Origin of the sequence: Paenibacillus woosongensis, from assembly GCF_030122845.1 — a bacterium.
GTDB lineage: Bacteria > Bacillota > Bacilli > Paenibacillales > Paenibacillaceae > Fontibacillus > Fontibacillus woosongensis_A.
Genome location: NZ_CP126084.1, coordinates 2160386 through 2185929 on the forward strand (window position 1 = coordinate 2160386; position 25544 = coordinate 2185929).

The window sequence follows — 25544 nt, forward strand, 5'->3', positions numbered from 1 at the left end:
TCCCGTGATTTCGGATGAACAATTGGATGCTTACCGATTATCCGGCGAGAAAGTGCGAGTGGTGCGGGATGCCATTCCGGAGAATGACATTCGGGGCATCGTCGTGGCTTGGGACGATACGCATGTGCTGATTCGCAGGCCAAACCGCAATGTCGTCAAGCTGGATCGGAGCTATATCATTCAACCTTCCCGCGAACCGCGAATTTCCCCGGAGGGATAGCATATTTTTGGCTGGACGGGACAACGTAGTAAATGGAAACTTCACTTTACTAAGGAAAGGATGTCCGTCCATGTCGCTGGTGAGCGATAAAATAAGCGCATATAAGCAGGAAATCCACCATTACGGCGAAACGATGCCCGGAGTGACGGAGGCATACCACGCTTTTACGGGCGAGTGCTTCGGGGATGGTGCGCTCGATGCCAAGACGAAGCAATTGATCGCCGTGGGCATTGCATTGTCTATGAATCAAGAAGTCTGCACGTTCTATCATGTTAACGAGGCCCGGGCCAAGGGAGCGTCCGACGAGGAAATTTTGGAGACCGTCGCCGTCGCCTCGGCTGCGCTTGCGGGTAACGCCCTGTCACAGGGTGTTACCCGTGTCCAGCAGGCTTTGGCGGCAGAATCGGCGCTGCAATAGTGTTGATGCTAGCGTGTGTAGCGCGTATTGCAATTCAATCAGCTGTCCTTGAGGCTTTGCAGGCCCCGAGGACAGCTTTTTTTGCAGGGCAAGGCTTAGTGGAGGTCAACCTGGATCAAGAGGCGATGTCCCTATTCCCGGCCCTCTGCCAATATGCCGGGGATAAGATGTGCTTGGCCTGGTATAGCACGATTGCTCCGATAACGATCGTGATGATAAAGCAGCCGCAGGCTAGCGAAGGAAGCCAGGACCATTCCTAAATCGATTTCCCGAGCGCAGTCTGCCAACCGATACATATAACCCCTAGAAAGTATAGGATACCGGAAAGGTGAATGACCTTTCGTCGTATTGCTATAGTAATCGTGGAATGTTCAGTTAACCAAGCGATAAGCGGAAGTACCTGAAGGCCATGGAAGCCGAGACCGTGCAGCCAAATGAGATTTCCCTCAAGGCCCGTAAACCGGCTTTGATTCAAGGAAATCCAGATGCCCGCTGCAAAAGAAAGCATCGTGGCCAGCAGCGCGTAACGGATCGCCAGCACGATTTCTGGACGGGTTTGCGAGGCTTTTGGGCGAAAGAAGGGGATGGAGAAGAAGATATATACGATCACCAGCAGGAGGGCAACCAGACCGAAGCCAATACCAACGAAATGATCAAAGAAGGAGCCATCCTCAACAAAACGCGGGTTGACGCCGCGAAAATTTTGGATGGTCTCTGCTCCATAGGAATAAAGCGATAGGATAACGAAGGCCCAGCGGAAGAACGCTCGTTTTTTGGGGCTCATTCCGGAAAGAGGGCTAATCGCCGCGGTAGAAATGAGAAAAATACCTAACGCGGCATCAAAGGAAATGGCTCTGGACACATCACCGTCCGGTGATGTTGCGCCTCCATACAGCAACACCCAAATACCGCAAGCTGCTGCCAGCACAAAGCCCAGTAGACCGATGCAGACAAGCACCCGCTCTCCTTCGAGCAATTTTACGGTAGTGCTTTTGCTTACGCCAGTAAATTGTTGATTCATCATTCAACCTCCAGACCATAGTTATTCCCACTGTATAGGAAGACAAGATCAGACTGCATCGGTCTGAGGTATTATTTGCCAGCTGGTCCGGGGGATGAGGGGCAAGCTGTTAGCAGCCTGGAGATTGCGGCAGATCTGAATGTTGCAACCTGGTCAAAAAAATAAAAAAAGGTTGTTGACTCTCTTAGCCCAGCATGATATTATATATCTTGTCGCTGCGGAAAACACTCTGCAAGACAAGACAACATGCGGTCGTGGCGGAATTGGCAGACGCGCACGGTTCAGGTCCGTGTGGGCTTACCCCCGTGGAGGTTCGAGTCCTCTCGACCGCATCAGGTTATACAGGAAGGTTTCTGATTTGCTTATCTCAGCAGATTGGGAACCTTTTTTTGTTATCCGAGACAGCACTATCTTTGTACCGACTGCGGAAAGTCTTTTGCCATATGACAAATATGCCCTTTTCAGGTTGCTAGGAATTATTAAACACAGGATAAGAGGTGTTTCTTTCTGAGGTATATAGAATTTGGAATAGGCAACAAGTGGCTCATTAGGACCGAAACAGAATTAAATGACGGCACGGAATTTGAGGTAAGAGGAATAGTCCGTCCTATCCAATTTCAATCCGCATACATACGAATTTGGATAAGAAAAACCGTACTGATTATTGATTTGAAACAAGGTTTGAAAGTGACAAAAAAGAACCGAAACGAATTTAAAATCATCTTTGGTATAGTAAGCCTATAAGTATGCTTAAAAACATTGATATTGCGAAAACAGCCTTAATAAAAACCCCTCTCGTAAATATACATTTAAGTGAGGGGTTTGAAGTCCATTTAGACTTTAGCTGCCCATACTTCTATTTCTATTTTAATAACATACAGCTCAGAATTTCTTGGGATTTTGGTAATATGAGTGTAGTTGCCTACTGGGCTATACATACCTTCAGGATTTTTTCTAGTAATTTTGGAATTCTCCATTAAAAAAGCACCTCCGTAAAAATAAGGATGCTTCTGCCGTTTTATTCATTCATTTTATGACACACTTCACCCGCGAGAATGGATTCTAGAAAAAACAGTAGTAGAGTATCCATAACCAGAAGATATAAAAGTTCAAAAATATTAAAAATTAATATAAAGGAACTGAAATTTGGTGTCAATTTCAGTCATTCCCAGATTATTTTGAGGTACGATGCACTGCATCTAAGGTTTTTTAAGAACGTTTCTTGTTGATATAATACTTGCTAGAAAAGCATGCGAGGAGAAGTTCATGATCAAAATACTTGTGGTGGATGACGAGAGCAGCATCCGAGCGGCTGTTGCTTATGCGCTGCGCAGGGAAGGGTATGAGGTGGAGATGGCTGCGGACGGCCAGGAGGCCCTGGACAAGGTCGATACGTTCCGGCCTACGGTTATGGTGCTCGATGTCATGATGCCTCGTGTAAGCGGTTATGATGTATGCCGCAGGCTAGATGGCCAGCCGCGGCCGGCGATTCTGTTGCTCACTGTCAAAGATGATATTGTTGATAAAGTGCTGGGACTGGAGCTGGGCGCTGACGATTACATGACTAAACCTTTTGATATGCGAGAGCTGCTGGCCAGAGTTAAGGCTCTATTACGCCGGGGAGGGTATGTACAGCAAATGCAGCAGGAGCAGGAGGATGTACTGAGACTAGGGGATTTGACCGCAGAGATATTCAGCCGCACGGTGTCGATTCGAGGTGAGCTGCTCGAGTTAACACCTAAGGAATTTGATCTGCTAGTCTTGCTAATGCGCAATCCAGGTCGGGTCTATTCACGGGAAGTGCTGCTGGAGAAGGTATGGGCTATGGATTTTGCGGGTGGCACCCGCACGGTGGACATCCATGTACAGCGTTTGCGTAAAAAGCTGGGCAGTCACTACGGCATCATTCAGACCGTTCACGGGATCGGCTATAAAAGTACGGAGTTACCGAGATGATCGGCGAATTTCGGCTAGGCCTGAAGGGGAAAATATCTTTGCTGCTCGCCCTATTGCTCGTTTTTGTCGTGACCTGCCTGAGTGTGCTGGTGCTGAGCGGCATCCGGGAGAACCAGCGAACCTTGCTGGAGCAGTCTTTTACCCGGCAAGCAGAAGCCACCAATCTGCACGTGCGTGAGGAATATCTGACCGGAGACAGGATGCAGCCGGATCAGTTTATGAAGCAGTGGGGTCAACGGCTGGCTGTGGATTTGGGCGCACAAAGCGGTATGGCAGTGACGCTGTATACGGTGGACGGCACCTTTGCCGCTACCTCGCTGCCGTTTCAGTCCCAGGCTGATGTGCAGGATGCTCTGCATTTTACAGCCCAAGGGCAGTCAGCGTACATCACCGAAGGGGATCAGTTGTTGTTTCTCGCTCCTCTCTACAATGCCGAGCAGCGTTTGGGCACGGTGCAGTTTCATGCTTCACTTGCTGGGCAAAATGCTTTTTACGCCCGAATCCGCGGGTTGTTTCTTCTTGCTGGAGCCACCGTGCTTGGTGCCGGCTTCCTCATCGGTTACGTCTATGTCCGGCGCCAGGTTAATGTCATTGACCGATTGAACAGGGCGGCATCACAAATTGGGCAAGGCGATTATCTGTCCGCCCCTTCGGTCATCAGAAAGGATGAGCTGGGTGAGCTCGCCCAAGGAATCTATGAAATGAGCCGCAGTATCTCCACGTCAGTCAGTGCTTTGCATGAAGAAAAGCAGAAGCTGATTGATACGGTGGCGCGACTGCGAGAACTGGAGCAGCAGCAGAAACAGTTCATCAGCAATATCAGCCATGAGCTGAAGACGCCGTTAACCTCGATCCTCGCGTACGCCGACCTCTTGAATATGTACAGCGATGATCCTGCTCTGCTGGACGATGCCGGAAGGCGTATCCATGTGGAGGCGCAGCGGCTGTATGGTCTTGTAGAGAAGGCGCTGCAGTTGTCGGCGATGGATGTTTACGAGTTTGAGACACGAGCGGAGGCGGTTCCACTGCGAACTTTGCTGGAGGAAGCTGTGGCCCGGCTGCAAGGAAAGGCGGACAACTGCGGGGTCACCATCCATACTTCGCTTGCTGCAGGAGAGGTATGGGCCGATCCTGAGAATGTGATGCATATCATGCTTAATTTACTGGACAATGCGGTGAAATATAACCGGCCAGGCGGACAAGTCCACCTACTTAACTACATAACAGCACAAGCAGATGGGACACAGCGAATGATCATCGAAGTTGCGGATACGGGAATCGGTATTCCAGAGGAAGCCGTACTACGTATTTTCGACCCGTTTTATACAGTCAGCAAAGATCGTTCAAGAGCCAGCGGTGGAACAGGACTTGGGTTAGCTCTGGTTCGTAATCTTGCCGAGAAGCAAGGAGGAATGGTACAGCTTGTCGAGACGGGGCCGGACGGGTCGTGTTTCATGGTAGAGCTTCCACTGCATGCCTCTGGTTCGGAAGGAATAAAATATACACAAACTAACAAAGGCGAAGCTCGGAATGAATAAGATCATCCGGGCTTTTCGACATGATCGAGCCCCAATAGTGATTTACGGATTGTTTACAAGTTCGTTACAAGCCAGATATTTTTACGAAATATTGTCTCTCTATACTAAGGGTGATGGAGGAGCTTGCAGCAGATGAAGCAGACCACAACCGCACAACCGGATCAAACGGCCGGGGTATGAATTACATTTTGAGAAGGAGGGCCTTGATGAAGATGAACAGAAGGAACTATATCGCCGGACTGCTTGCAGCGACCTTGCTGTCAGCCGGCATGATATCGGGTTGTAATGCAGCGCAGGAGGGAAGAACAGCACCGGTTCGCAGTACGCCCGATGTAGGAAGCCTCAGCAGCGCCGAGACGGGAGGAGGAAAACGTGAACTGACTGTAGTCAAAGAGGGCAAACCGCCTGCTGAGCAGGGAATTGCCGTGCAGCGTATACACCGGATTGAAGGTGCAAATATAGAAAAATGGCTTTCAGACGATGAACTGGAGATCGAAGTGACCGCATTGGAGAAGGAGGCGACTGCTACGGAGGGAGCGCAATATAGCCACCGTCAGTTCCGTTTGGATCTGGAGTCAGGACAGCGACAGAGCATTGCGAAGCAACCAGGAGCGAGTCCCGGTGAAGTTATCAAATCATTCTTATCGCCGGATGGGAAATACAGCTTCATTCAGACCTGGAAGAACAAATATACGGTCGAGAATGCGATCGAAAATATGGCTACAGGTGAACGGCGTGAAGTCACGGTTGATAATTATATAGAAGTGGGCGGTTGGCTCAATAATGACTCCTATATTCTGGCCGCCGGCTCGGTGGAGGACTTAGGGGTGATATGGAAGATTTCCGTGGACGGTACCCGGACAAAGATCAAGTTACAGGATTCCGAAGTAGATTACTTCATCCAATCCCAATTTGCTGTGGGTAATGGGAAAATATATTACACAGATGCCAAAAACCGCCTGAAAAGCTTCACCCCCACACAAGCTCGGCCAACCGTGCTAGCCAAGGATATCTCTGCCATGAGCCTGTCTCCTGACAGTCAGCGGATTGCCGTTACCTCAAGACGCGACGGGCAGGAAGAAGAGAACCTGCTCATCTATGATACGAGTGGTCATGTGCAAGGCTTACAGATCGGTAAAGGTGATGTAGTGTCGGATCAATCCTGGTCCCCCGATTCTTCCAAGCTAGCCTTCGCGGTCTATACCGAGGATCAGGGCGGCATGAATGGTATCTATATTTTTGATACTGTCTCCGGCAAGGTATCGCCGCTAGGATTATCGTACTACCCGACGTATCCGCTAAGCTGGAACCCTTCTGGTACAAGGCTCGGCATCACTGTGGATGACAATGAGAAGCTTGTCGTAACATATATTGTCGATTTCAAACCATGATTATGTTCGGAAAAAAAGAGAAGAAAAAGGAGAGATCGTTATGAAAAAAAAGCTTATCTCCCTCATTGTATTGGGAATGACTTTATCGGGAACCGCCGGTGTATATGCCGGAAGCAAGCTGGAGAAGATCAGCGCTTATCTGAATCACGGAATTAGCTTTAAAGTAAACGGAGCCGTACAATCTTTAACAGACAGTAATGGCAAAAAGCTGTTGCCCATCACCTATCAAAATACGACGTATTTGCCGGTGCGGGCCATTTCCAACATAGCTGGAATCAATGTAGAGTTCGATGCCGCCAGCCAGCAAATTCGGTTGGAAACGAAACAAGGCGGGGATAATCAGCCAGCAAGTGAATTGATAACTATCAATTATAGTGAAGCACAGATTAAGGTGATCAAAAAGGCTTACGCCACTTTCGAATCCTTCGAGACAGCCTATGCTCCTAAGCAAATGACCGCAAACGACAGCTACGTTAAAGCGGCAGCTACCGATGATGGAGTCCATTTGATCTTTGAGCATATGACTGTTGTTGTGTCGCCACGGGATTATTCCACCGACTATGCATCCAAGGAGGTCAAGTTATCCAATGGCGTCATCGCGAAGTGGTATTCACCTTCCGGTACGCCGATGCTGGGTTTTCAACTGGATGACCGGACGGTGACGATTAGCTCCCCAGACGGTTCCCTGAGCAGCAGCCAAATCGAGCAGGTCGCTGTGAGTGTGGGTAAACTGGATTAAGGAACAACTAATAATAAAGAAGATGCCCCCTGATGAACTTGTGATCAGGGGGCATTCTGGCGATTATATGTGAGAAGATACATTCAATAACAATCTCAATACAATTTCTTTACTTGTTCGGGATCAAAAGGAACCCAGTCGTCAATTCTGCCTTCGCGGAGCTTACTGGCCCAAGCAGGGTCAGCTAATAATCCCCTCCCTACGGCTACCAGATCGAATTCTTCGCGTTCAAGTCTTTCGATTAATTCGTCGACTCGACTAAGACTGGCTCCCTTTCCTTCAGTAAAGAAGCTCGTCACATCACGATCCAGACCAATCGAGCCTACGGTAATTGTCGGTTTCCCCGTCAGTTTTTTTGTCCAGCCAGCAAGGTTCAGATTAGAATTTTCGAATTCAGGTTCCCAGAATCGGCGAGTGGAGCAGTGGAATATGTCAACGCCTGCGTCAACCAAGGGGGCTAAGAACCTTTCCAGCTCATTTGGCGTCTTCACTAATTTGGCAGTGTAATCCGTTCCTTTCCACTGCGAGAACCGCAGCACGATCGGAAAATCGGGGCCCACAGCAAGACGGCAAGCTGAGATGACCTCTGCCCCAAACCGGGTACGTTCTACAAAGTCCCCTCCGTACTGATCCGTACGCTGATTCGTTTCCTCCCAGAAAAATTGGTCTATTAAATATCCGTGCGCGCCGTGAAGTTCGATACCGTCAAATCCCAAACGCTTCGCTTCAAATGCTGCCTGAGAGAAGGCTTGGATCATCGCCTCAATATCTGATTCGGAGTAATCATTGACGTGGCCTCGGGCCCCCATATGCCAGATCTGAGGTATAATCTTTCCGCCTGCGTTATGTACCTCAGTCACTACGTTTGCCCAACCGTCCAAGGCATCTGCGCCAAAAAAATGCGGCACGTTGCTTTGATTGGATGAGTCTGGATGATTAATCACTGTCCCTTCGGTAATGATAAGCCCTACAGCGTTTTCAGCCCTGCGGCGATAATAAGCAGCCACATCCGAGCCCGGAATCCCACCGGGAGAAAATTGTCTTGTCATCGGTGCCATCACGATGCGATTCGATAGTGTCGTACCCCCAAAGGGAAATGGCTCAAATAACGATTGAACGGACTGCATATCATTCATACTATTACCTCCAACAGTAATATTAATGAGAAACTTTATGACTTAACCTTCCGATTTATTATTGACTATACGGTCAAAACTAAACAAAAAATTATTGCTCCAGTAAAGCAAATGCAGTGCGGAAATTATGGGGTTGACTTAACTGCGGGAGTGATATTTGCACATGCTGATTTTTCATTCACAACTGATGTAAATGGCAATCAGATTTTTACTATTTCCAGTTCCCAAAAAGTACAACAGTTTAAAATTACTACCGATGGTAGATTAATTGATCTAATGACAAATAAGGAAGTGGATATTAATACTGTGGAATTTACTCAATTAGCAGGAGTACAAGATCAAAAATCGACATCGACGATAACCAGCTTGGCTTCATGCCGAGAATACGTTGGAACAATGTGTGGTTTGATGAGCGGTTATGGCATGGCTGAGCTTTGCGCACTAGCTGCACTGGCTGGCGGGCTTCCTGGTCTTGGTTGCGCTATAATTTATGCAGCCATTGCTACTTGGGGTTGTAGTTCTGCAATGGACTTGTTCTGTTAAATTGCTGGAAGAGAGGGGATCCCTCTCTTCTTAACGTTTTGATAAAAACGCACCTACGCTTAGTGAGAGTATAAGCAGTAACAGAAACAACCAGATGTTGTAGGGTATCGTGGCCAAGTAATGTGTAAATACCCAAAGCTAATACGCCAATTATGCTGATAATACATACAATGAACAGTGTGAATTTTTGAAACTGATGGAGAACCCGTTCATCCGTTTCTGGGAGGCCTGTTTTTTTGCGCAGTCTCCGTTTAAAAAAATATGGCACAAGTGCCGCAACAATAAAAGCAATTGCCATAAAAAGATATTCAGTTTGCATTCTCATTCCTCCTTCGTATAAGTGAAAATTTCTTCAATAGGCTGATTAAAAAACTTAGATATTTTAAATGCTAGTTCCAAGCTGGGATTAAATTTGTTATTTTCTATGGCAACAATGGTCTGGCGAGTTACATTGAGGGCTCTTGCTAGTTCCTCTTGAATTAACCCGAATTCTTTACGATATTCTTGTACTTTGTTTGTAATCAAATAGTGCCCTCCCTTCAAATAAAGTAAAGTTTTATATACATTTATTATAACCACAACTAACCAAAAAAGTAAAGTTAACTTTACTTTTTTGGTTATTGATTTTTTTGTAAGTTTATTCTTGCCAAATGGATACAGCCCCTAGTTTCGCACCTTCGGTAATTTCGATGAAAAAAATTGTATCACTCTGACCTTGGGGCAGATCAAGTATCAGGGTGATTTTTTATTATTATGGGTGCCGCTATTCATGTCCCTTTTCCTGTTGCTTAAGTGTTATACAGTAGATAGAGAGGAGGGCCGGTTAATGGAGTTTGTGGAAAAATGCGTCATGGAAGTCAAAGCGGGCGAAATTAATCAATATGTACATATCGTTGAAGCATTCCAGGCACCGATTTTTCGCTATTGCAGCCGTATGCTGGGGAATCGGCAAGAAGCGGAGGATGCGGTGCAGGACATTCTGGTCAAAGGGTTCGAAAAAATTGGAATGTATGAGCCCAGCGGCAGCTTTTCATCCTGGCTGTATAAGATCGCCCATAACCATTGTCTAAATCTGCTTCGCAAGCGCAGTGTCCAGCATAAATTTCAGAGCTGGTTCCGGCAGAATACGGTTGCCGAAAGCGCGGAACAAACGATAACCAGCCGATTATTCGGAGAGCCGCTTGCGTCCGCCATAACATCCTTAAGCGCGGAGGAGCGCAGTTTGCTAATATTACGGGCGCTTGAAGAGAAGTCATTTGCCGAGATTGGAGAAATTTCAGGAAAAAGCACGGAAGCGGTCAAGAAAAAATACGGCCGGTTGAAGGTGAAGCTGCAGAGGCTGATGGAGCAGAAAGGGGGAGCGGGGTATGATGCGAAAGAGCGGCACTATTCTTCAAGATGAAACGCTAAAGGAGCTTCTGACCGCAGAGGCTCAGGATACCATCGATGTACGCCTGAGCGTTATGAACCGGGTTCGGGAAATCCATGAACGGAGCAGCGGCCAAAAAACAGTTCGGCGTAAGACGGGAGCCGTAGTCATGCTCGCCAGCCTCATTATTGTGCTGACCTCTTTAACAGGCCTCGCGGCTTCCCGGTATGTGCAAATATTGAACCCCAAAGGCGAAGTGATTGTTGAAACCAAGGAAATCAGGGAAGATGCGTTTACTCCCCATGCCAAGACTTATCATGAAATGAGGTCTGCCTATAGAGAGCATGTCTTAGGGATGCTTAAGCCAGGTGAACTCGTGGCCTACTATGTCCATGACGATACGCTGAATGCTTACGACAGCGGAAATAAGGTTCAAACCGTATATAAGCCGTTGGAGCACAGCAGTTATGAGGCATTTGAGAAGCAGCTTGAAATGACAAAGGGACCGCTTTTCTTGAAACCCAAATACTTGCCGCAAGGGTTCTCCTTCGAAGCGGGGAATGTATTTCCCAGTGTGATGGAAGGGGAGGCCAGTCTAGAAAATCTGAAAAGGCTGGAGCCGGAATTTATCCGTATGGCTGAGACCTCCACCAGTGACTCCAAATTGTTCATCAAACCGCTGTCCTGGAATACAGCCGGCAGTGCAAATGCGAGATACGCCAATGGGGAGGATACAATCAATATCAATGCTTATGTGCGGAAGAAGAGCCCATCTTCGGTAACAACGATGCATCCCGAAGGCGTGTTCGTGGAGAAGCTGACAGCAGGCGGACAAGAGATGGTTTATATGGAAGCGAAGACGGAGGAGGTAGCGGAAGCCCACTATAAGCACAAATTGGAATGGCTGGATGAGGAGGCTGAGGTCTTTTATTCCATTTACGATAACCAAAGAAGCACTCTGTCCAAATCTGAATTTGTCCGCATTGTAGAGAGCGCGTTGAAATGACTTTGTTCCGGAGTGTCCCTTTCCAGAAGGTTCGGGCGTTATACAAGTAAACAAACCATGTGCCTGTCTGGCCGAAAGGAGATTTACTCATGAACCTTACGACAAAAACGATGATCGCCACTGTAAGCATCCTGCTAGCGCTAAGCTCAGCAAGTGGAATCCATGCGGAAGCTGCTGCCAAACCGGTGAAGAAACCTGCGACAAAGGCAGCTTCGAGCAAAAACAATCTTGAGCTGCAGAAAAAAGAGGCGGAAGCAATATTCAACAAAGTGGATGAGCAAGGCGGTTTAAGGGTCATGTATGACGGTGTTAACAATATATTAAATTATACGTACCGCTCCATAACGAGTTTAGATCACGAAGAATATACACAGCTGTCAATCAAACACAAAGCGCCGGATTTACAGCAGCCGGAATGGCTTCCGGAAGGATATGTTTTTCAATCGGGGGAAATCATACCTCCATACTTTCACTTTCTTAGTGAAGGGTATCAAATTTTGTTAGATGAACTCAAAGCGGAAGCAAAAGGGAAAAAATATTACGCTAAAAAGGTAAATTGGAGCGAAGCCGGGGAAGCGGCCATTGTCTTCGCGAAAGGGAAGGATATCATTCGAATCAGCGCCAAAAGAATTCAGCCGCTAATTACAGAAAGTACGCGCGTACCAGGGAAGGGCGAGAAATTTGAAAAGCTGCATATAGACGGAATCGAGGCGATCTATTCTACGGGTTCAAATGCTGTCTACTCGACCAAGCTCATCTGGGAGGATGCGGAAAACCAGCTGGAGTACGAGATTGCTACCTATAAGAAAAGCCCTCTGGCGAAAGAAGATCTCGTCACGATTGCGGAAAGTATTCTGCAGGAATAGAGCGATAGGATCGTACCCCACCATCTATACAAAACAAATGAATCGGCCCAGTTAAATGACTGCTATTGGAGCCATTTCTTGGAGAATAGGTCCAATAGCAGTCCCAAATACATGATTGCTTTAATAGCAGGCAAACTTCTCTGTTTCTTCAAAAATGAGCCTACTGCGCCGAGACATGTATGCTATCGATGTTCGGGCCTTCCGTACCGGTAGTGACTACTTTTAAAGTATTGGTTCCGGCATTCATAGGGACATGGATCGTTTTCTCGCCCCAGGTTGCCCAATTTCCAGTCGCTGCAAAGGCAGTATTACTCACTACTTTTGTTCCGTTAACGTAGACATCTAGATTTCTTGATCCGCTTTCGAGTGCGTATCTGAACTTCACGTTTTTAGTTCCTGCAACAGCACAGTAGATACTATTCCACTGAATGCTCGCATCGGTAGATGCATTAAAGTTGACATACCCTGCACCGTTATAACCTGAATAAAGAGTCTCTACGACCGCGTTGGATAATGTTGCGTTTGTTTCCGCTTCATAGGTGGTGCCGCCGTTACCGCTGCCGCTGCCGAGTTCAGCTACAAAGGTTGTAATGCTCTGGGCAGGAAGATGGGCGAAAAAGGAGCCGCTTGAGGCATCCAGTGGTGTTCCGGCTGTCAGATTGCTGCTGCTGCTCGTAATCCATCTTGATACGCTCGAAGCCGTCCCATTTTGCAAGACAAAGTTTTGGTTTACCGCTGTAGTGCCTCTGTTAACCGCAACAATAACAAGCTTGTTGTCGCCTTTGTAGGCAGAAGTGAAAACATGGGTATCAGGGTTCTTGGTTGCATCAACCCTTACATAACCGGGGCGAATGAATTTCGAGTAATGAGCCATCGCATATCCGCGCTTGCTGATATTACCATCCTCTTTCATAGGGCCGTATTGCCTGCGAATGTACCACCAGATATAGGCCTGGAATTCTGCGTCAACCATATTGTGGTGGATATGATATGCCACGTCCAATGCCTCGGGCCAGCGATCCGCCGAATTATTGTCACTATTCGGGTAATAGACTTCCGTCATCCAAAGCTCTTTTCCCGCTCCTTTTTGCTTGAAAAGAGGATAAGGGAAATTGCTGAACGGAGTGCCATAAGTGTGGGCGCCAAGAATATCCATATTAGCAAGAGCCTGTGGATCGTTCAAAATCGGGTCTGACATGTTCTTAAGATAAGAAAAAGACTCGGGTGCGATAATTCGGGCATTAATGGATCCGGCATTTTCTTTCATAAAGCGAAGCATTTCTTGTGGCGTCCACCATGTCCAATCATGCGCGTAATCCGGCTCATTTTGAACAGAAATAGCATAGAGATCGACGCCGTTATTCTTCATGTATGAAACGAAATCGTTAAGGTGCTGCGCGTATGCCGCGTACTTATCGTATTTCAGTCGTTTTGCATTTGTATTCCCATTGCGGTTGAAGGTCTCAACCATGTCACTTGGAGGATTCCATGGCGAAGCAATGACTAATGCGCCATGTTCAATCGCTCTTTTTGCAGTCGCTACTTCTCTGTTCCAATTATTTCGATTGTCGTCTACATAGATTCTTACTATCGAAAAACCTAATTGATTCGGTCCATTACCAAAAGCGGTTTCTCTTTGCGCCGCTGTCAAATCTCCAATCCATGCCGGGTGGTTCATGCCTCCAAAACCGCGAATCGTTTGTTTTTCTGCTGATAAATTAATGACTGCGTCACTTGCTGCCGAAACTTCAGTAATCGCTGGCAGGGTTAACATCAGCGGCAGCGTAATTACGAATGCCAAGAATACATGAATTGACTTTTTTACACGTGAAAACATGATCTTCGTCTCCTCTCAAAATAATATGGTTTGTCGGTATTCGGCTGTATTCGTGTTCTGACGACCTCCTTTTCCATTGGCAAAATCAATAATATATGCCTGATTACTTTATTAGTGATAAATTTACATTTTCCTGCTAATATGGTAATTTAATATTAAATATCTTAAAAGACGGCCTTCACATTTGTAGCACTTCACAGCCTATTTTTCATAAATGGGTTTACGTAAGGGCAGTTATTTGGTAATATAATCGCAATATTTAAATGCGATGATGAGACGAGTAGATAAATGAAATCTTTTACAGAGAGCTCCGATTGCTGGAAAGGAGCAAAGCATTTCTTTATTGAAAAAAGACTCTGAGCAGCACATCGGAACGATGATTGTCAGGATGGTGTGCCAGGAGCTCCTGTTACAGAGCTAGAGTATAAGCGTGCAAATGGGCATGTTGTACTTGAAGAGGTTAATATGGCGACATATTAACGAATTTGGGGTGGTACCGCGGGCATACAAATCTCGCCCCCAAGACGGATCGAATCGTCTTGGGGGTGGGATTTTTTTAAATTCTCGGGAGAAATAGGATAGGATCGTTCCGGGTACAGATCAAACGCATATGGAAAGGAATGGATATCAGATGGGAGAAAAATTAAAAGTAGGCATTGTTGGCGGTACGGGGATGGTTGGTCAGCGGTTTGTTCAGCTGCTGGATGGGCATCCTTGGTTTACGGTGACGGCGATTGCGGCTAGCGCAAATTCCGCAGGGAAAACCTATGAAGAATCCGTGCAAAGCAGATGGAAGCTGTCCACGCCAATACCTGACAGCGTAAAAAACATCGTTGTTCAGGACGCAGCGAAAGTAGAAGAGGTTACTTCTGGGGTCGATTTTGTATTTTGCGCGGTGGATATGAAGAAGGAAGAGATTCAAGCTCTGGAAGAGGCTTATGCGAAGACGGGAACCCCTGTCATTTCCAATAACTCGGCTCACCGCTGGACACCTGACGTGCCGATGGTCATTCCTGAAGTGAATCCGCAGCATCTTGAAGTCATTGCTGCACAGCGCAAACGGCTTGGAACGGAAACCGGGTTTATCGCCGTTAAGCCGAATTGTTCCATCCAGAGTTATGTGCCTGCTCTGCATGCCCTGCTGGATTTTGAACCGACAACTGTGGTCGCGTCGACGTATCAGGCGATTTCTGGAGCCGGCAAAAATTTTGCCGATTGGCCGGAAATGCTGGACAACGTCATTCCTTATATCGGTGGGGAAGAGGAAAAGAGCGAGCAGGAGCCGCTGCGCATCTGGGGCCGGGTTGACGATGGTCAAATCGTTAAAGCTAGCGCTCCCCTGATCACGACGCAATGTATCCGCGTGCCCGTAACGGACGGACATTTGGCAACGGTGTTTGTATCGTTCAAAAACAAGCCTTCCAAAGAGGAAATCATTGCGCGCTGGCAGCAATACAAAGGGAGAGCGCAGGAGCTTGACCTGCCAAGCGCACCGAAGCAGTTCATCACTTATTTTGAAGAAGAAAACAGACCGCAAACCGGACTCGACCGCGACATCGAGCAGGGCATGGGCGTTTCAACGGGCAGATTGCGCGAGGATTCGCTCTACGATTATAAATTTGTAGGCTTATCACACAATACGTTGCGCGGAGCGGCCGGGGGCGCTGTACTGATCGCAGAGCTGCTTAAAGCCGAAGGCTATATTCAGCCGAAGTAATTAATTTGCCCGTCCTTTTGGAAAAATGGGCCCATTGAGCTTCGGTGAAGCGTAGGGGCTGTCCCCTAAATGGGTTGGTTGTATTTAAAACCACGTTCGACGTTTGAATATACAATTAGCTGGATTTCATGTCATTAAACTGAGGCTTCTAGGCTAACAAAGCTGAAAACCAAGTTTTAGATACATGAAATCCAGCTTTTTTCGTGATTTGCCTCAATTGAGCTAGAATAGATACTAGAATTACAAAATTTACACATTTACCTCAAACAAAAGGAAGTTGTTGCATGCAAAAGTTTATCGTGATCGGCGGGGGGATTTTAGGCGCTTCTACGGCGTACCAATTGGCTAAAAGCGGAGCGGAGGTGACCATTGTCGACCGGAAAGACCTGGGACAGGCAACGGACGCCGCAGCCGGCATCATTTGCCCGTGGATTTCCCAGCGGCGCAACCAGGCCTGGTATAAATTGGCCAGGGAAGGGGCACGTTTCTATCCGGCCCTGATCGAGGAGCTGGAGAGAGACGGAGAGACCGAAACCGGCTATGCGCGTGTCGGGGCGCTTCGCATCCATAAGGAACAGGACAAGCTGGTTGAATTGCAAAAACGTGCCGAGCTGCGCAAGCATGATGCCCCCGAGATGGGCGACATTACGCTGCTCACCCCTAATGAGGTGAAGCGTTTATTTCCGCCGCTCGCCGATGACTACGCCGCGCTGCATATCGGCGGGGCCGCCCGCGTCGATGGACGCGCGCTCCGGGATGCGCTGCTCCGCGCTGCGATCAGAAAGGGCGCCGTACTGCTGAACGGGGAAGCGGAGCTTTGCTTTGCCGGCGGCTTGGTTACAGGAGTACGAATCCGGGATGGCCGGGATGAGCTGATCCATGCCGACGCCGTCGTCGTATGTGCCGGCGCGTGGATTAATCCGCTGCTCGAACCGTTAGGGGTAGAATTCAAAGCGACCTTCCAAAAAGCGCAGATCGTTCACTTGGCATATCCGGATATGGATACGGGCAGCTGGCCGGTTGTCATGCCGCCCGGAGATCAGTATATCCTGGCCTTTGACAATAACCGGATTGTAATTGGTGCAACCCATGAAAACGACCCGCAAGGCTTCGACACCCGTATTACGGCAGGTGGTCTGCAAGAGGTGTTCAGTAAAGCGCTGGCGTATGCGCCGGGGTTGGCTGACAGCACCTATATGGAGGCAAGAGTCGGTTTTCGTCCGTTCACTCCGGGATTTCTGCCAGTGATTGGCGCTTTGCCCGGCTGGCGGGGCATCTTCGTGGCCAACGGCTTGGGCGCATCGGGCTTAACGATGGGGCCTTATATCGGATACCAATTGGCCAAGCTGGTTCTCGGACTGGATACCGATATTGCTCTGGAGAATTACAAGGTAGAAGGGGCCATTGGCCAATAACCCGCTTGGGTATATATGAAGAAATTCGCACAATTATTTCCAAGTATTCACAGACGGTCAGAGGCGTGGTAAACTAGCGCTATGCCTCGTTAAAGCGTCAAGGCGGTGCAAATTATATACTCATCATGCATACCCGGAGGAATAACAATGAAGACACTTATGCTCAGGTGGAATAAACTAAGTCTCGTAAAACGAATCTTTGCGGGGATTATACTCGGGGTTATTTTGGCCTTATCCGTTCCAAAGGCTGCAGGAATCGCTATGTTTGGTACCTTGTTTATTTCCGCGCTTAAGGCGGTTGCACCCATATTGGTGCTGCTGCTGGTGATGTCTGCGATAGCCAATCATCAAAAAGGGCGCCAGACGAACATGAAGAAGATTATCGCTCTATATGGTTTAAGTACTTTTTTGGCAGGGGTTACCGCTGTCGGGGCTAGTTTTATTTTTCCGGTAAAGCTGTCTCTAGTAACGGATGCGTTAGAGCTGACTCCCCCCGGAGGTATTGTTGAAGTACTGAACAATTTGCTCTTTCAGATTGTAGACAACCCGGTCAATGCTCTGATGAGCGCTAACTATATCGGTATTCTAGCTTGGGCGATCCTGCTTGGGGCTGCTTTAAAAGGGGCCAATGATCACACGAAAAGCATGCTCACGCATTTATCGGATGCCGTAACGCAAATCGTCAGATGGGTTATACAATTTGCGCCGCTTGGGATCATGGGCCTTGTGTTTGAATCCATTACAACCAGCGGGCTTTCGTCCTTGCTTAGTTACGGGAAATTACTGCTCGTGCTTATTGGATGTATGCTCTTTGTAGCGCTTGTCGTTAATCCATTGATCGTATATGTGAACACGCGTGAAAATCCCTATCCTCTCGTGTTAAGCTGTCTGAAGGAAAGCGGGATAACGGCATTCTTCACCCGGAGTTCTGCGGCAAACATTCCTATTAATATGCGCTTATGCGAAAAATTAAAGCTGGATCCGGACACATATTCGGTGTCCATCCCATTAGGGGCTACGATTAATATGGCGGGGGCGGCAGTTACAATTTCCGTCTTAACGCTAGCGGCCGTCCAGACGCTTGGCATTCCTGTGGACTTCAGCACAGCGCTGATTCTCAGCGTCCTGTCCGCCGTATCCGCTGCGGGGGCTTCGGGCGTTGCCGGCGGGTCGCTGCTGCTCATTCCTTTGGCCTGCAGCCTGTTCGGCATATCCAATGACATCGCTATGCAGGTCGTGGGTGTAGGCTTCATCATCGGCGTTTTGCAGGATTCCTTTGAGACGGCGTTGAACTCATCCTCTGACGTACTATTTACGGCTACGGCCGAATATGCCAAAAAACGAAAAGAAGCCAATAGTGCTAGTATTAGTGCCTAGATAAAGCAGGGGCGTATGTGCCCCTGCTTCTTTGTTGCAGAAATTAGGGGATGCGAAAATAATAATTGACTCGAGTTCAGTAACATGGTAACATTTATTTTGTTGCTCGGGAGATTGGCTCCCGCGGTGACTATCTTAAGCGGTCGTGGCGGAATTGGCAGACGCGCACGGTTCAGGTCCGTGTGGGCTTACCCCCGTGGAGGTTCGAGTCCTCTCGACCGCACCAACCTAACAATGAAACAAGCTCTTGATTTTCTTCTGTGGAGAATCAGGAGCTTTTTTGTATATTTGGGATTTGCAAAGTCCATTCGCAGCGTTCTCTGCTTTGGCCGATTGCCTTCGACCTGCTAGCCTCTGAATATTAGCTTCATCATGGATGCAACGATTTGCCAGCAGAGAAACAATATGCATGCGGCGAATAATCGGGACATGGACAGTCATAATAGGAAAGACGTTAAGGAAACGGAGCGATCACGGCAAGTGAAAATGCTAAGGAGGGTGAACATGGATCGAAATACGGCAAATTGGCGGGTTTTCGGGAAAATATGTTGTTGTTTATTGCTAAGCTTAAGTTCCCTCAATATGTTGCCTGGGCTTGCAGCGGCAGGGCAGATCGCATCAATTTCCAAACCTGCGGCTCAGCTTATAAAGGATGAGGGCAGACAATCGGCAAAAGGTAAAAAGCTGGCGGTCATTATCGATGATCTGGGCAACGGAATGCAGGGTACCGAGGAAATAATGGCCCTGCCAGTCAAGGTAACCGTAGCAGTTATGCCTTTTCTGCCAACGACGGAAGCGGATGCGCGAAAGGCTCACGAAGTCGGGCATGATGTGCTGATTCACCTTCCATTGGAGCCGAAGCAGGGACCAACGAGATGGCTGGGCCCCGGAGCGATTCTCACTGAAATGAGCGACGAGGCAGTACGGAAGAACGTGGAAGCCGCCATCGACAACGTTCCTTATGCGATCGGAATCAACAATCATATGGGATCTAAAGTAACCGGGGATGAGCGCGTAATGTCCATCATCCTGGATGTATGCCGCGAGCGGGGGTTATTTTTCGTCGATAGCCGTACGAATTATCGATCCATCATTTTTAAATTATGCAAGCAGAAAGGCATGCCGCAAATCAAGAACGATATTTTTCTTGATGATGTGCATACAGAGGCTCATATTTCCCGGCAGATGGACAAAGTCGCAGAGCAGGTGCATGCCGAAGGAAAATGCGTAACGATCGGCCATGTAGGAACCAAAGGGAAGAAGACGGCCGCGGTGATAAAAAAATATATTCCCAAGCTTCAAGGGCAGGGCATTGAATTCGTAGGTATTTCGGAAATGGCCCGCGATGTAAAAACTCCCGGACAATGGCCGGGAGGCGGGATCATATTGCCGTAAAATATTGGACGATTCCGCCATAAATGGCCTCGGCAATTTTCTGTTGACCGCGTGTGCTGATAAGCATGGCGCGGTCTTCGGCGTTGCTGAGAAAGCCAGTTTCCACGATGACGGCGGGGCAATCCACATGATTCAGCAGATAAAAAGGCTTGCCGACTTGAGGTAAGGATGAAGCGGCATACAGGCTGTCCAGGGAGTTCTGGATTGAGAATGCTAGTATGGCACTGCGGCCTTCGTTCTGGTGAAGTACAATTGGCCCGCGTTTTGCTCTGTTTCTGCCCCAGTTTACGTGAAGGCTGACGACGATTTCCGACGGAAGCTCTTCGCTTAACTGCTTGCGCTGGGCCAAATCACGGATGTGACGCGAACGATTTCGCAGCCAGCGGTTATCGTCGCTTAGCGCATAATCGCCAGTCCTATTTAGAATCGCTCGATATCCATGGCTGCGAAGTATGACATAAAGGCGGCGGCCAATTTCTAAATTGATGTCCTTCTCCAGGATGTCGCCATATGAAGTGCCGCCGTCGATTCCGCCATGTCCTGCATCGATGAGAATGACGGGCTGGGGAAAAGCGTACCGGAAGGTATGATCCCCAGCGATTACGCTTGTGCCGTACAAACTGCTGAAAGCAAAAATTATTGCAAGCAGGGAAAGGCATTTGCGTCTCATGGATTCACCTCCACCGGGATGTTTGTAATTTAGAATGAGCCATAATATGAAAAAACATACATTCCGTGGTGGAGAAGGTTTATGGTGAAGATAAACGGTGCAGACTAATCGTAAACAGAAATATGCCGACGATTCCCATAACAAAGGAGAGCTGCAACATGGCTAAGGGCGACGAACTGGTCAAATACATTACCGAACGAGTCGTAAATTATATGGAGACACCGAAGGATGTCCGGCGCAGTCAGGCCAAGGGGAAGGAGCCTTGGAGCCGCAGGTGGTTCGGGATGATTCCATTCAGTCTTGGCATGTGGTGGGGACAGACGGCGCATATCGGCAGAAAAGGGAAAGGCGTGCGAACCCGTAATAAAAATTGAAAAGCCTGGAGCTTAAGCGAATGAAGCTAAGTTCCAGGCTTTATTGTACTGAGCTACTGTTTAGCGGTTCTGCAGCTTTTACTGGCCAGTGCTGTTGTAAAATTGCCCTGTTCTCGCTAGTTCATCGAAAGCAATAAAGCGGGGGGAGGCGGCCGAGCCGGTCATGACATATACATGTTCAATAGCGGCGGTATCGTCTCCTTGTTCCCAGGTCTGATAGCCATAAACGGGCAATGGCAGAGTATAATTGCGGTCTTCGCTGCGGGCTGCGAAGATGAGAGCTTTGTGCTGGCGGAGCTCCTGGGTTAAGGAGGAAGCTGTGAGCTTAAGCTGGTCGCTTGCCAGCCATAGCAGATTGTCGTTCGGGTCAAAGCTGTCAGCCGTTATTGTCGGCGGGTCAGGAATGGCTGCCGAAGATCCGCTGGCAACGATGGCCGAGGACAGTTGGGGCAGCGAGGCCAGCAGCCTCCGCCATACGGATTCATTATCCGGCAGCGGATCAGCGTTGCGGGCATCCCGGTACTGCAGGGGCAGCGAATCGCCACGGGTCGCTGCTTGTACTTGCAGGCCCGCGGCCTGGCCCGCCCTGTCGATGATGCGCCATTCGGCGAGCGTTGGCCCGGCGTAGAGCTGTTCGACCTGGAGCGCTGCTGAATGCGACGGGAGCGAGGCGGAGTGAGCGGACACGCCGCTCTCTGCTGTCAGCGACCGCTGCAGTGCTACCGTGTCGAACAGCGGCTCCGGCCCGGCGCCGTATTCGATCAGGGCGTAGCCGCCCGACGGCTTGGCGCCGAGGATGAGATAGCCTAGGGGCTTGCCATCCTGGATTAGCGTCACAAGCCACGCGTGCATGCCAGGCCCCAGAGGCTGAAATTCCGGGCGGGCTTCCTTCCAAGCCGTGAACGGCTTGCTCGCGGAGAGCTTGCCGATCAATTGCTCGGCGAACCGGACGGCCTCCTCTGGAGCCGGTGCTGCCTGAGCAATGACAAACGAGTCCGGCGGAATGAGCAAGCCCTCCTGAGCGTGGGCTTGTACATGTTGCAGGCTTGGCAAGGGAGCAGCAAGGATAGTCAGGCCCAGCAGCAAAACCAGGCTTATTTTATAAGAAAAGCGGAACATGGACAAGCGATCACCAGCTTTCATATAATTTATCACGTTTGACTTGCCTCTATCTTAAAAGAGCGCCGCCAAGAAGGCTGTCTCAACCTGTCGCGGGGGCTTGGCCGAGACGGCTTCTATTTTTGCGGTCTTTTAGCGAGAAGGGTCAATTATTCGTCATCGCCGCAGACGCAAATGGAAGATGCCGCAGTTTATTGCGGATACGACAATCCTCGGCTCGTACTGCCAGCGGATTTCACCACGGCGCGATTCGTATTGCTCCTGAACTAGCTTCTTCTTCTCCTTGTCCGGATCGCGAAGCAGGTCCGTATAGTAGCTGTCGATGAGCAGCAGCTCCTCCTGAAGCCGCTCGTTGGCTTCTTCGGCCCAGGTCTGGTCATAAGCCTCGATTGCTGTCCGGATGATTTGCTCGAGCATATCGCGGCCCTCCGCTAAGGATAGCCTAGTTGGCTCGATATGGACGTTCTCTGGTACCCGGGGGACGAGGGAGAGGGACTGCAGCCTGGAGCTGAAGGAGGTGTCGATGTGCCCGGTCAGCAGGGAAATGCCCAGCGTGCGGATCTCTTCTCTTTTCATATCACAGCAAAACTCAATTTTGAAATTGACACCAAGCCATGGTTCGTAAGCCGCAGGCAGCAGGGTCATCCGCTGCTTTGGTGAGGCGCTCTCGAACAGGTAGACGCAGCGGCCCCGCCGAAGCGCGGCGTCGAATATTTGCTTCAGGCGCGGGCTGCCGAAGGCCAGATCCTCGCGCTGAATCCGTGCCGGGCCAAGCACGGGCAGAGGGCGGATGGCCCCGTAATGGCGTCCGAGGATTTGATCCTCCTGCGGCTTGGGCACATCCTGCTCCGCTGCGGCTAGTTCGGCATCATGGCGCTCTGCATCAAAGACGAATTTGAAGGACATCGTCTGCGGTTCGGCTCCCGTACGTTCGATGAAGCTCCAGTAGTAAGGACGGTTGGTCAAGTCCTTGTCCGCTTGAAGAGACAGTTTGACGGTTACGTGATGCGGCGATTTCTCCATGATCTGGCACTCGGTAATGTCGAGATAAGCCAGCACATACTGCTGGATTTGCTCCATGGTCATGGTCATTGTTCATCAGCCTCCCGTAAGTTCTGTAAGATTGGCGCCTGAAGAATCGTCCACAGGGTTCTTGCCCAGCTCATCCTTGATTTGATGCAAGGAATTGCCAAGGGAAGCAACACGGCTGGCAATTTCCTCGTCGTTTTGCGATTCCAGCAGAATTTTGTAGATGCTCTTCTCCAAGGAATGCTCCTTCTCGAAACGCTCCAAAATGACATCAAGACTGCCGATGACCATTTCGAACATATTGATTTTCTCGTGCAGCAGGTTAAGAATATGCTCTTCAATTGTGCCTTTGGTCGATAGATTGTATATTTTTACATCGTTTTTCTGGCCCAGACGATGCACCCTGCCGATCCGCTGCTCGACCCGCATCGGATTCCAAGGCAAATCAAAATTAATCATCTGGTGGCAGAACTGCAGATTGATTCCCTCGCCGCCGGCTTCGGTAGCGATCATGACCTGGGCCCGGCCGCGGAACAGGTCCATCATCCAGTCCTTCTTGCCGCGGTTCATGCCGCCCCGGTAGGGCACGGCCGTCATGTTGCGCTCGCGGAAATATTTCAGCAGATATTCCTGGGTCGCCCGGTATTCGGTAAACAGGATGACTTTGTCATTCATTTCCCGGATGAGCTCCATCGCCTTCTCAGCCTTGCTATTCGCCTGGATCGTCTTGATGATGCCGACCAAATCCCAGATGCGGTCGCGAAGCGGGGAATCGGGGGCAAGCTTCTTCGATAAATTGACAAGCGTAACGAACACGGCGTCCCGGCTGCTGCACACCTCCCTCTGCAACGTGACGAGCGAGAGCATGCTGCTCAGGTCTCCACCCGCTGCATGATATTGGTCTTTGACAAAGGAAGTAACGCCATCGTATAATTGCTTCTCCTCGGGCGAGAGCTCGACGTGAATGTTGCGGACGATCCGCTTTGTGAACTCTAGGTCGCCATCGCTGCGGCGGTTGCGGATCATGACCTTGGAGAGCTCTTCCTTGAGCTTCTCCTCATTTTTGGGGATCCGCTTATCGACGACGAAGTTGGCGGCAAAATCGCCTTGCCCGCCGAGCTGGCCCGGCTTGAGCAGATTGATCAGATTGAACAGCTCGCTGAGGTCATTCTGAACCGGCGTGGCGGTGAGCAGAAGACAGTATTTTTTGCGCAGTTGGATCATGAATTGGTAGTTGGTCGTTTTTTTATTTTTCAGCTTGTGCGCTTCGTCGACGATGACCATATCGTATTCGTTGTTCAGCAGAATTTCCTTATGCGGATCGCGCTTGGCCGTATCCATGGAGGCGACGACGATATCGTTATCCCAGGAATGCTGTTTTTTCTGGGCTATGGCGGGGATGGCGAATTTCTGGTTAAGCTCGCGCACCCATTGCAGCACCAAAGAGGCCGGAACGAGGATCAGCGCTTTGCGGACCAGTCCGCGAATCATGTACTCTTTGAGAATCAGTCCGGCTTCGATCGTCTTGCCAAGTCCCACTTCATCGGCCAAGATCGCCCGGCCGCGCATTTCGAACAGCACCTTACGGGCGGTCTCTGTCTGATGCGGGAGCGGCTTTACTCCGTGGATGTGAGAGAGGCAGAGAATCTCTTCAAAGCTCGATACGAGGGAGGCATTCTCTGCCTCCATGGCGAGGTTAAACAGCTTCCAGTCGTCCCAAGGCCCGCCCTTGTCCAGGCGGCTGTTCAAATCCTCGTACCAGGAGCGGTTGAATTCGATGGGGGGACCGGCCTGCAAGGAAGAATGCAGGGAATTTGGAGGGTGCGGATTCATGATGTAAACCTCCCTTTTCTGTCATCTTCTAAATTTTGTGTAGATGTAGTATGGACGAATAAGTAGAAATTCATAACTGCGAGAGAGGTTGTGTATCTTGGCATTCTGTCGGAATATGTCACAATCTGGCTCCGGAGCAATTCTGATTTTGAAAGAACGGGCTGGCTGAAATTCTGGCGTCAGGTCTGGCTTGAGATAAGGATGATATGTCAGGAAATAGGCAACGCTAAGGCCATAGCGGCTGGCGGGAGGATGCAGGTATGGCATGGAATGGTTTTCAGTTCTTTTTCAAAGGAAGAAACGAAATATAAAGGGATTCAAAGGAAAGAGGAGATCATGGGGGATAAACGCCATTAATCTGCCTTAATTTTCAGGGAAGCCAAGCTGTAATATCGAGATGTTGTATAGTATAATGGTACTCGCCCACTACATATTGTGATTTATACATATAAAGATCGTTTATGTGATGTGGATGAGGGTAATGAATAAATAAGAAAAAGGTTAGAGAACAGACAGGAATCGGCGGTATTTGTGCAGGTGTGGCATCTGCGCAGCTACCGACATTTTTTTGCGTC

The 25544-nt window shown here is 49.1% G+C and carries 27 protein-coding genes, 2 tRNA genes, 1 pseudogene and 1 other annotated feature; of the genes and pseudogenes, 20 read left to right on the forward strand and 10 right to left on the reverse strand.

Features of this window, described 5'->3' with window-relative positions:
• Positions 1-4 precede the first annotated feature (4 nt).
• The 3 genes from QNH46_RS09730 to QNH46_RS09740 all read left to right on the forward strand — a co-directional run bounded on the left by QNH46_RS09730 (position 5) and on the right by QNH46_RS09740 (position 898).
• Positions 5-220 (forward strand): hypothetical protein, encoded by a 216-nt coding sequence (locus QNH46_RS09730; RefSeq protein WP_213588832.1) that lies wholly within the window; start codon positions 5-7, stop codon positions 218-220.
• Positions 221-290: 70 nt separating this feature from the next.
• Complete coding sequence (locus QNH46_RS09735) at positions 291-638, forward strand: carboxymuconolactone decarboxylase family protein (RefSeq protein ID WP_283927913.1); 348 nt, start codon at positions 291-293, stop codon at positions 636-638.
• A 5-nt stretch (positions 639-643) separates the two neighbouring features.
• The gene (locus QNH46_RS09740; protein WP_283927914.1) at positions 644-898 is read left to right on the forward strand and encodes a hypothetical protein; all 255 of its coding nucleotides are present in this window, start codon (positions 644-646) and stop codon (positions 896-898) included.
• On the opposite strand, the gene QNH46_RS09745 is transcribed toward QNH46_RS09740, so the two are convergent.
• Positions 895-1659, reverse strand: a complete 765-nt coding sequence (locus tag QNH46_RS09745; protein ID WP_283927915.1) for a hypothetical protein — start codon at positions 1657-1659, stop codon at positions 895-897. The two genes, QNH46_RS09740 and QNH46_RS09745, sit on opposite strands and share 4 nt — an antisense overlap.
• Positions 1660-1907: 248 nt before the next feature.
• Here QNH46_RS09745 and QNH46_RS09750 point away from each other — a divergent pair.
• Both QNH46_RS09750 and QNH46_RS09755 read left to right on the forward strand, forming a co-directional pair.
• Positions 1908-1991 (forward strand) — tRNA-Leu (locus QNH46_RS09750).
• A 175-nt stretch (positions 1992-2166) separates the two neighbouring features.
• A complete protein-coding gene (locus QNH46_RS09755) occupies positions 2167-2403 on the forward strand; it encodes a DUF3977 family protein (protein ID WP_283928398.1) in 237 nt (78 codons plus the stop codon).
• 107 nt (positions 2404-2510) lie between these two features.
• Here QNH46_RS09755 and QNH46_RS09760 read toward each other — a convergent pair.
• Positions 2511-2636 (reverse strand): annotated as a pseudogene (locus QNH46_RS09760) (RidA family protein); the annotation flags it as partial.
• Positions 2637-2925: 289 nt separating this feature from the next.
• Between QNH46_RS09760 and QNH46_RS09765 the strand changes: the two are divergent.
• The 4 genes from QNH46_RS09765 (at position 2926) to QNH46_RS09780 (ending at position 7283) form a co-directional block, all read left to right on the forward strand.
• Positions 2926-3615, forward strand: coding sequence for a response regulator transcription factor (locus tag QNH46_RS09765; RefSeq protein WP_283927916.1), 690 nt, complete (start codon positions 2926-2928; stop codon positions 3613-3615).
• Positions 3612-5153 carry a sensor histidine kinase gene (locus QNH46_RS09770; protein ID WP_283927917.1) on the forward strand — a complete coding sequence of 514 codons (1542 nt, stop codon included), beginning with the start codon at positions 3612-3614 and terminating at the stop codon, positions 5151-5153. The genes QNH46_RS09765 and QNH46_RS09770 overlap by 4 nt, the downstream gene beginning before the upstream one ends.
• A 206-nt stretch (positions 5154-5359) precedes the next feature.
• The gene (locus QNH46_RS09775; RefSeq protein WP_283927918.1) at positions 5360-6544 is read left to right on the forward strand and encodes a TolB family protein; all 1185 of its coding nucleotides are present in this window, start codon (positions 5360-5362) and stop codon (positions 6542-6544) included.
• A 40-nt stretch (positions 6545-6584) separates the two neighbouring features.
• Positions 6585-7283: a stalk domain-containing protein gene (locus QNH46_RS09780; protein WP_283927919.1), complete on the forward strand. Its 699-nt coding sequence runs from the start codon at positions 6585-6587 to the stop codon at positions 7281-7283.
• Positions 7284-7378: 95 nt separating this feature from the next.
• On the opposite strand, the gene QNH46_RS09785 is transcribed toward QNH46_RS09780, so the two are convergent.
• Positions 7379-8419 carry an NADH:flavin oxidoreductase gene (locus tag QNH46_RS09785; protein WP_283927920.1) on the reverse strand — a complete coding sequence of 347 codons (1041 nt, stop codon included), beginning with the start codon at positions 8417-8419 and terminating at the stop codon, positions 7379-7381.
• On the opposite strand from QNH46_RS09785, the gene QNH46_RS09790 reads away from it, so the two are divergent.
• On the forward strand, positions 8396-8962 hold the full coding sequence (locus QNH46_RS09790) for a hypothetical protein (protein WP_283927921.1): 567 nt from the start codon (positions 8396-8398) through the stop codon (positions 8960-8962). The genes QNH46_RS09785 and QNH46_RS09790 overlap by 24 nt on opposite strands.
• On the opposite strand, the gene QNH46_RS09795 is transcribed toward QNH46_RS09790, so the two are convergent.
• A complete protein-coding gene (locus QNH46_RS09795; RefSeq protein ID WP_283927922.1) occupies positions 8922-9281 on the reverse strand; it encodes a hypothetical protein in 360 nt (119 codons plus the stop codon). The two genes, QNH46_RS09790 and QNH46_RS09795, sit on opposite strands and share 41 nt — an antisense overlap.
• Positions 9282-9283: 2 nt before the next feature.
• Positions 9284-9487, reverse strand: coding sequence for a helix-turn-helix transcriptional regulator (locus QNH46_RS09800; RefSeq protein WP_430691901.1), 204 nt, complete (start codon positions 9485-9487; stop codon positions 9284-9286).
• 301 nt (positions 9488-9788) lie between these two features.
• Between QNH46_RS09800 and QNH46_RS09805 the strand changes: the two genes are divergently transcribed.
• From QNH46_RS09805 to QNH46_RS09815, 3 genes are all read left to right on the forward strand, one after another.
• Positions 9789-10364: an RNA polymerase sigma factor gene (locus tag QNH46_RS09805; RefSeq protein ID WP_283927923.1), complete on the forward strand. Its 576-nt coding sequence runs from the start codon at positions 9789-9791 to the stop codon at positions 10362-10364.
• On the forward strand, positions 10330-11337 hold the full coding sequence (locus tag QNH46_RS09810; protein ID WP_283927924.1) for a DUF4367 domain-containing protein: 1008 nt from the start codon (positions 10330-10332) through the stop codon (positions 11335-11337). The genes QNH46_RS09805 and QNH46_RS09810 overlap by 35 nt, the downstream gene beginning before the upstream one ends.
• Before the next feature lie 89 nt (positions 11338-11426).
• The gene (locus QNH46_RS09815; protein ID WP_283927925.1) at positions 11427-12203 is read left to right on the forward strand and encodes a DUF4367 domain-containing protein; all 777 of its coding nucleotides are present in this window, start codon (positions 11427-11429) and stop codon (positions 12201-12203) included.
• 160 nt (positions 12204-12363) lie between these two features.
• Here the strand turns inward: QNH46_RS09815 and xynC are convergent, their stop codons facing one another.
• Entirely contained in the window at positions 12364-14040 is a 1677-nt protein-coding gene (xynC, locus tag QNH46_RS09820) for a glucuronoarabinoxylan endo-1,4-beta-xylanase XynC (RefSeq protein ID WP_283927926.1), read from the reverse strand.
• 259 nt (positions 14041-14299) lie between these two features.
• Positions 14300-14564 (forward strand) — a binding site (T-box leader).
• Positions 14565-14671: 107 nt separating this feature from the next.
• Here xynC and asd point away from each other — a divergent pair.
• From asd to QNH46_RS09845, 5 genes are all read left to right on the forward strand, one after another.
• Positions 14672-15757, forward strand: a complete 1086-nt coding sequence (gene asd / locus QNH46_RS09825; RefSeq protein WP_283927927.1) for an aspartate-semialdehyde dehydrogenase — start codon at positions 14672-14674, stop codon at positions 15755-15757.
• Between the two features lie 284 nt (positions 15758-16041).
• Positions 16042-17172 (forward strand): NAD(P)/FAD-dependent oxidoreductase, encoded by a 1131-nt coding sequence (locus QNH46_RS09830; protein ID WP_283927928.1) that lies wholly within the window; start codon positions 16042-16044, stop codon positions 17170-17172.
• A 147-nt stretch (positions 17173-17319) separates the two neighbouring features.
• Positions 17320-18549: a serine/threonine transporter SstT gene (sstT, locus tag QNH46_RS09835; protein ID WP_283927929.1), complete on the forward strand. Its 1230-nt coding sequence runs from the start codon at positions 17320-17322 to the stop codon at positions 18547-18549.
• Positions 18550-18688: 139 nt separating this feature from the next.
• Positions 18689-18775, forward strand: a tRNA-Leu gene (locus QNH46_RS09840).
• A 278-nt stretch (positions 18776-19053) separates the two neighbouring features.
• Positions 19054-19944 carry a divergent polysaccharide deacetylase family protein gene (locus QNH46_RS09845; protein WP_283927930.1) on the forward strand — a complete coding sequence of 297 codons (891 nt, stop codon included), beginning with the start codon at positions 19054-19056 and terminating at the stop codon, positions 19942-19944.
• Here QNH46_RS09845 and QNH46_RS09850 read toward each other — a convergent pair.
• Positions 19931-20614, reverse strand: coding sequence for an N-acetylmuramoyl-L-alanine amidase family protein (locus QNH46_RS09850; RefSeq protein ID WP_283927931.1), 684 nt, complete (start codon positions 20612-20614; stop codon positions 19931-19933). The genes QNH46_RS09845 and QNH46_RS09850 overlap by 14 nt on opposite strands.
• 158 nt (positions 20615-20772) lie before the next feature.
• On the opposite strand from QNH46_RS09850, the gene QNH46_RS09855 reads away from it, so the two are divergent.
• Positions 20773-20988, forward strand: a complete 216-nt coding sequence (locus tag QNH46_RS09855) for a YqzE family protein (protein ID WP_283927932.1) — start codon at positions 20773-20775, stop codon at positions 20986-20988.
• 78 nt (positions 20989-21066) lie between these two features.
• Here the strand turns inward: QNH46_RS09855 and QNH46_RS09860 are convergent, their stop codons facing one another.
• The 3 genes from QNH46_RS09860 to QNH46_RS09870 form a co-directional block, all read right to left on the reverse strand.
• On the reverse strand, positions 21067-22131 hold the full coding sequence (locus QNH46_RS09860) for a hypothetical protein (protein WP_283927933.1): 1065 nt from the start codon (positions 22129-22131) through the stop codon (positions 21067-21069).
• Between the two features lie 132 nt (positions 22132-22263).
• Positions 22264-23199 carry a YqhG family protein gene (locus QNH46_RS09865; protein WP_283927934.1) on the reverse strand — a complete coding sequence of 312 codons (936 nt, stop codon included), beginning with the start codon at positions 23197-23199 and terminating at the stop codon, positions 22264-22266.
• Between the two features lie 6 nt (positions 23200-23205).
• Entirely contained in the window at positions 23206-24969 is a 1764-nt protein-coding gene (locus QNH46_RS09870) for a DEAD/DEAH box helicase (RefSeq protein WP_283927935.1), read from the reverse strand.
• A gap of 90 nt (positions 24970-25059) precedes the next feature.
• Here QNH46_RS09870 and QNH46_RS09875 point away from each other — a divergent pair, with 90 nt between their 5' ends.
• Positions 25060-25326 (forward strand): hypothetical protein, encoded by a 267-nt coding sequence (locus QNH46_RS09875; protein WP_283927936.1) that lies wholly within the window; start codon positions 25060-25062, stop codon positions 25324-25326.
• Positions 25327-25544 lie beyond the last annotated feature (218 nt).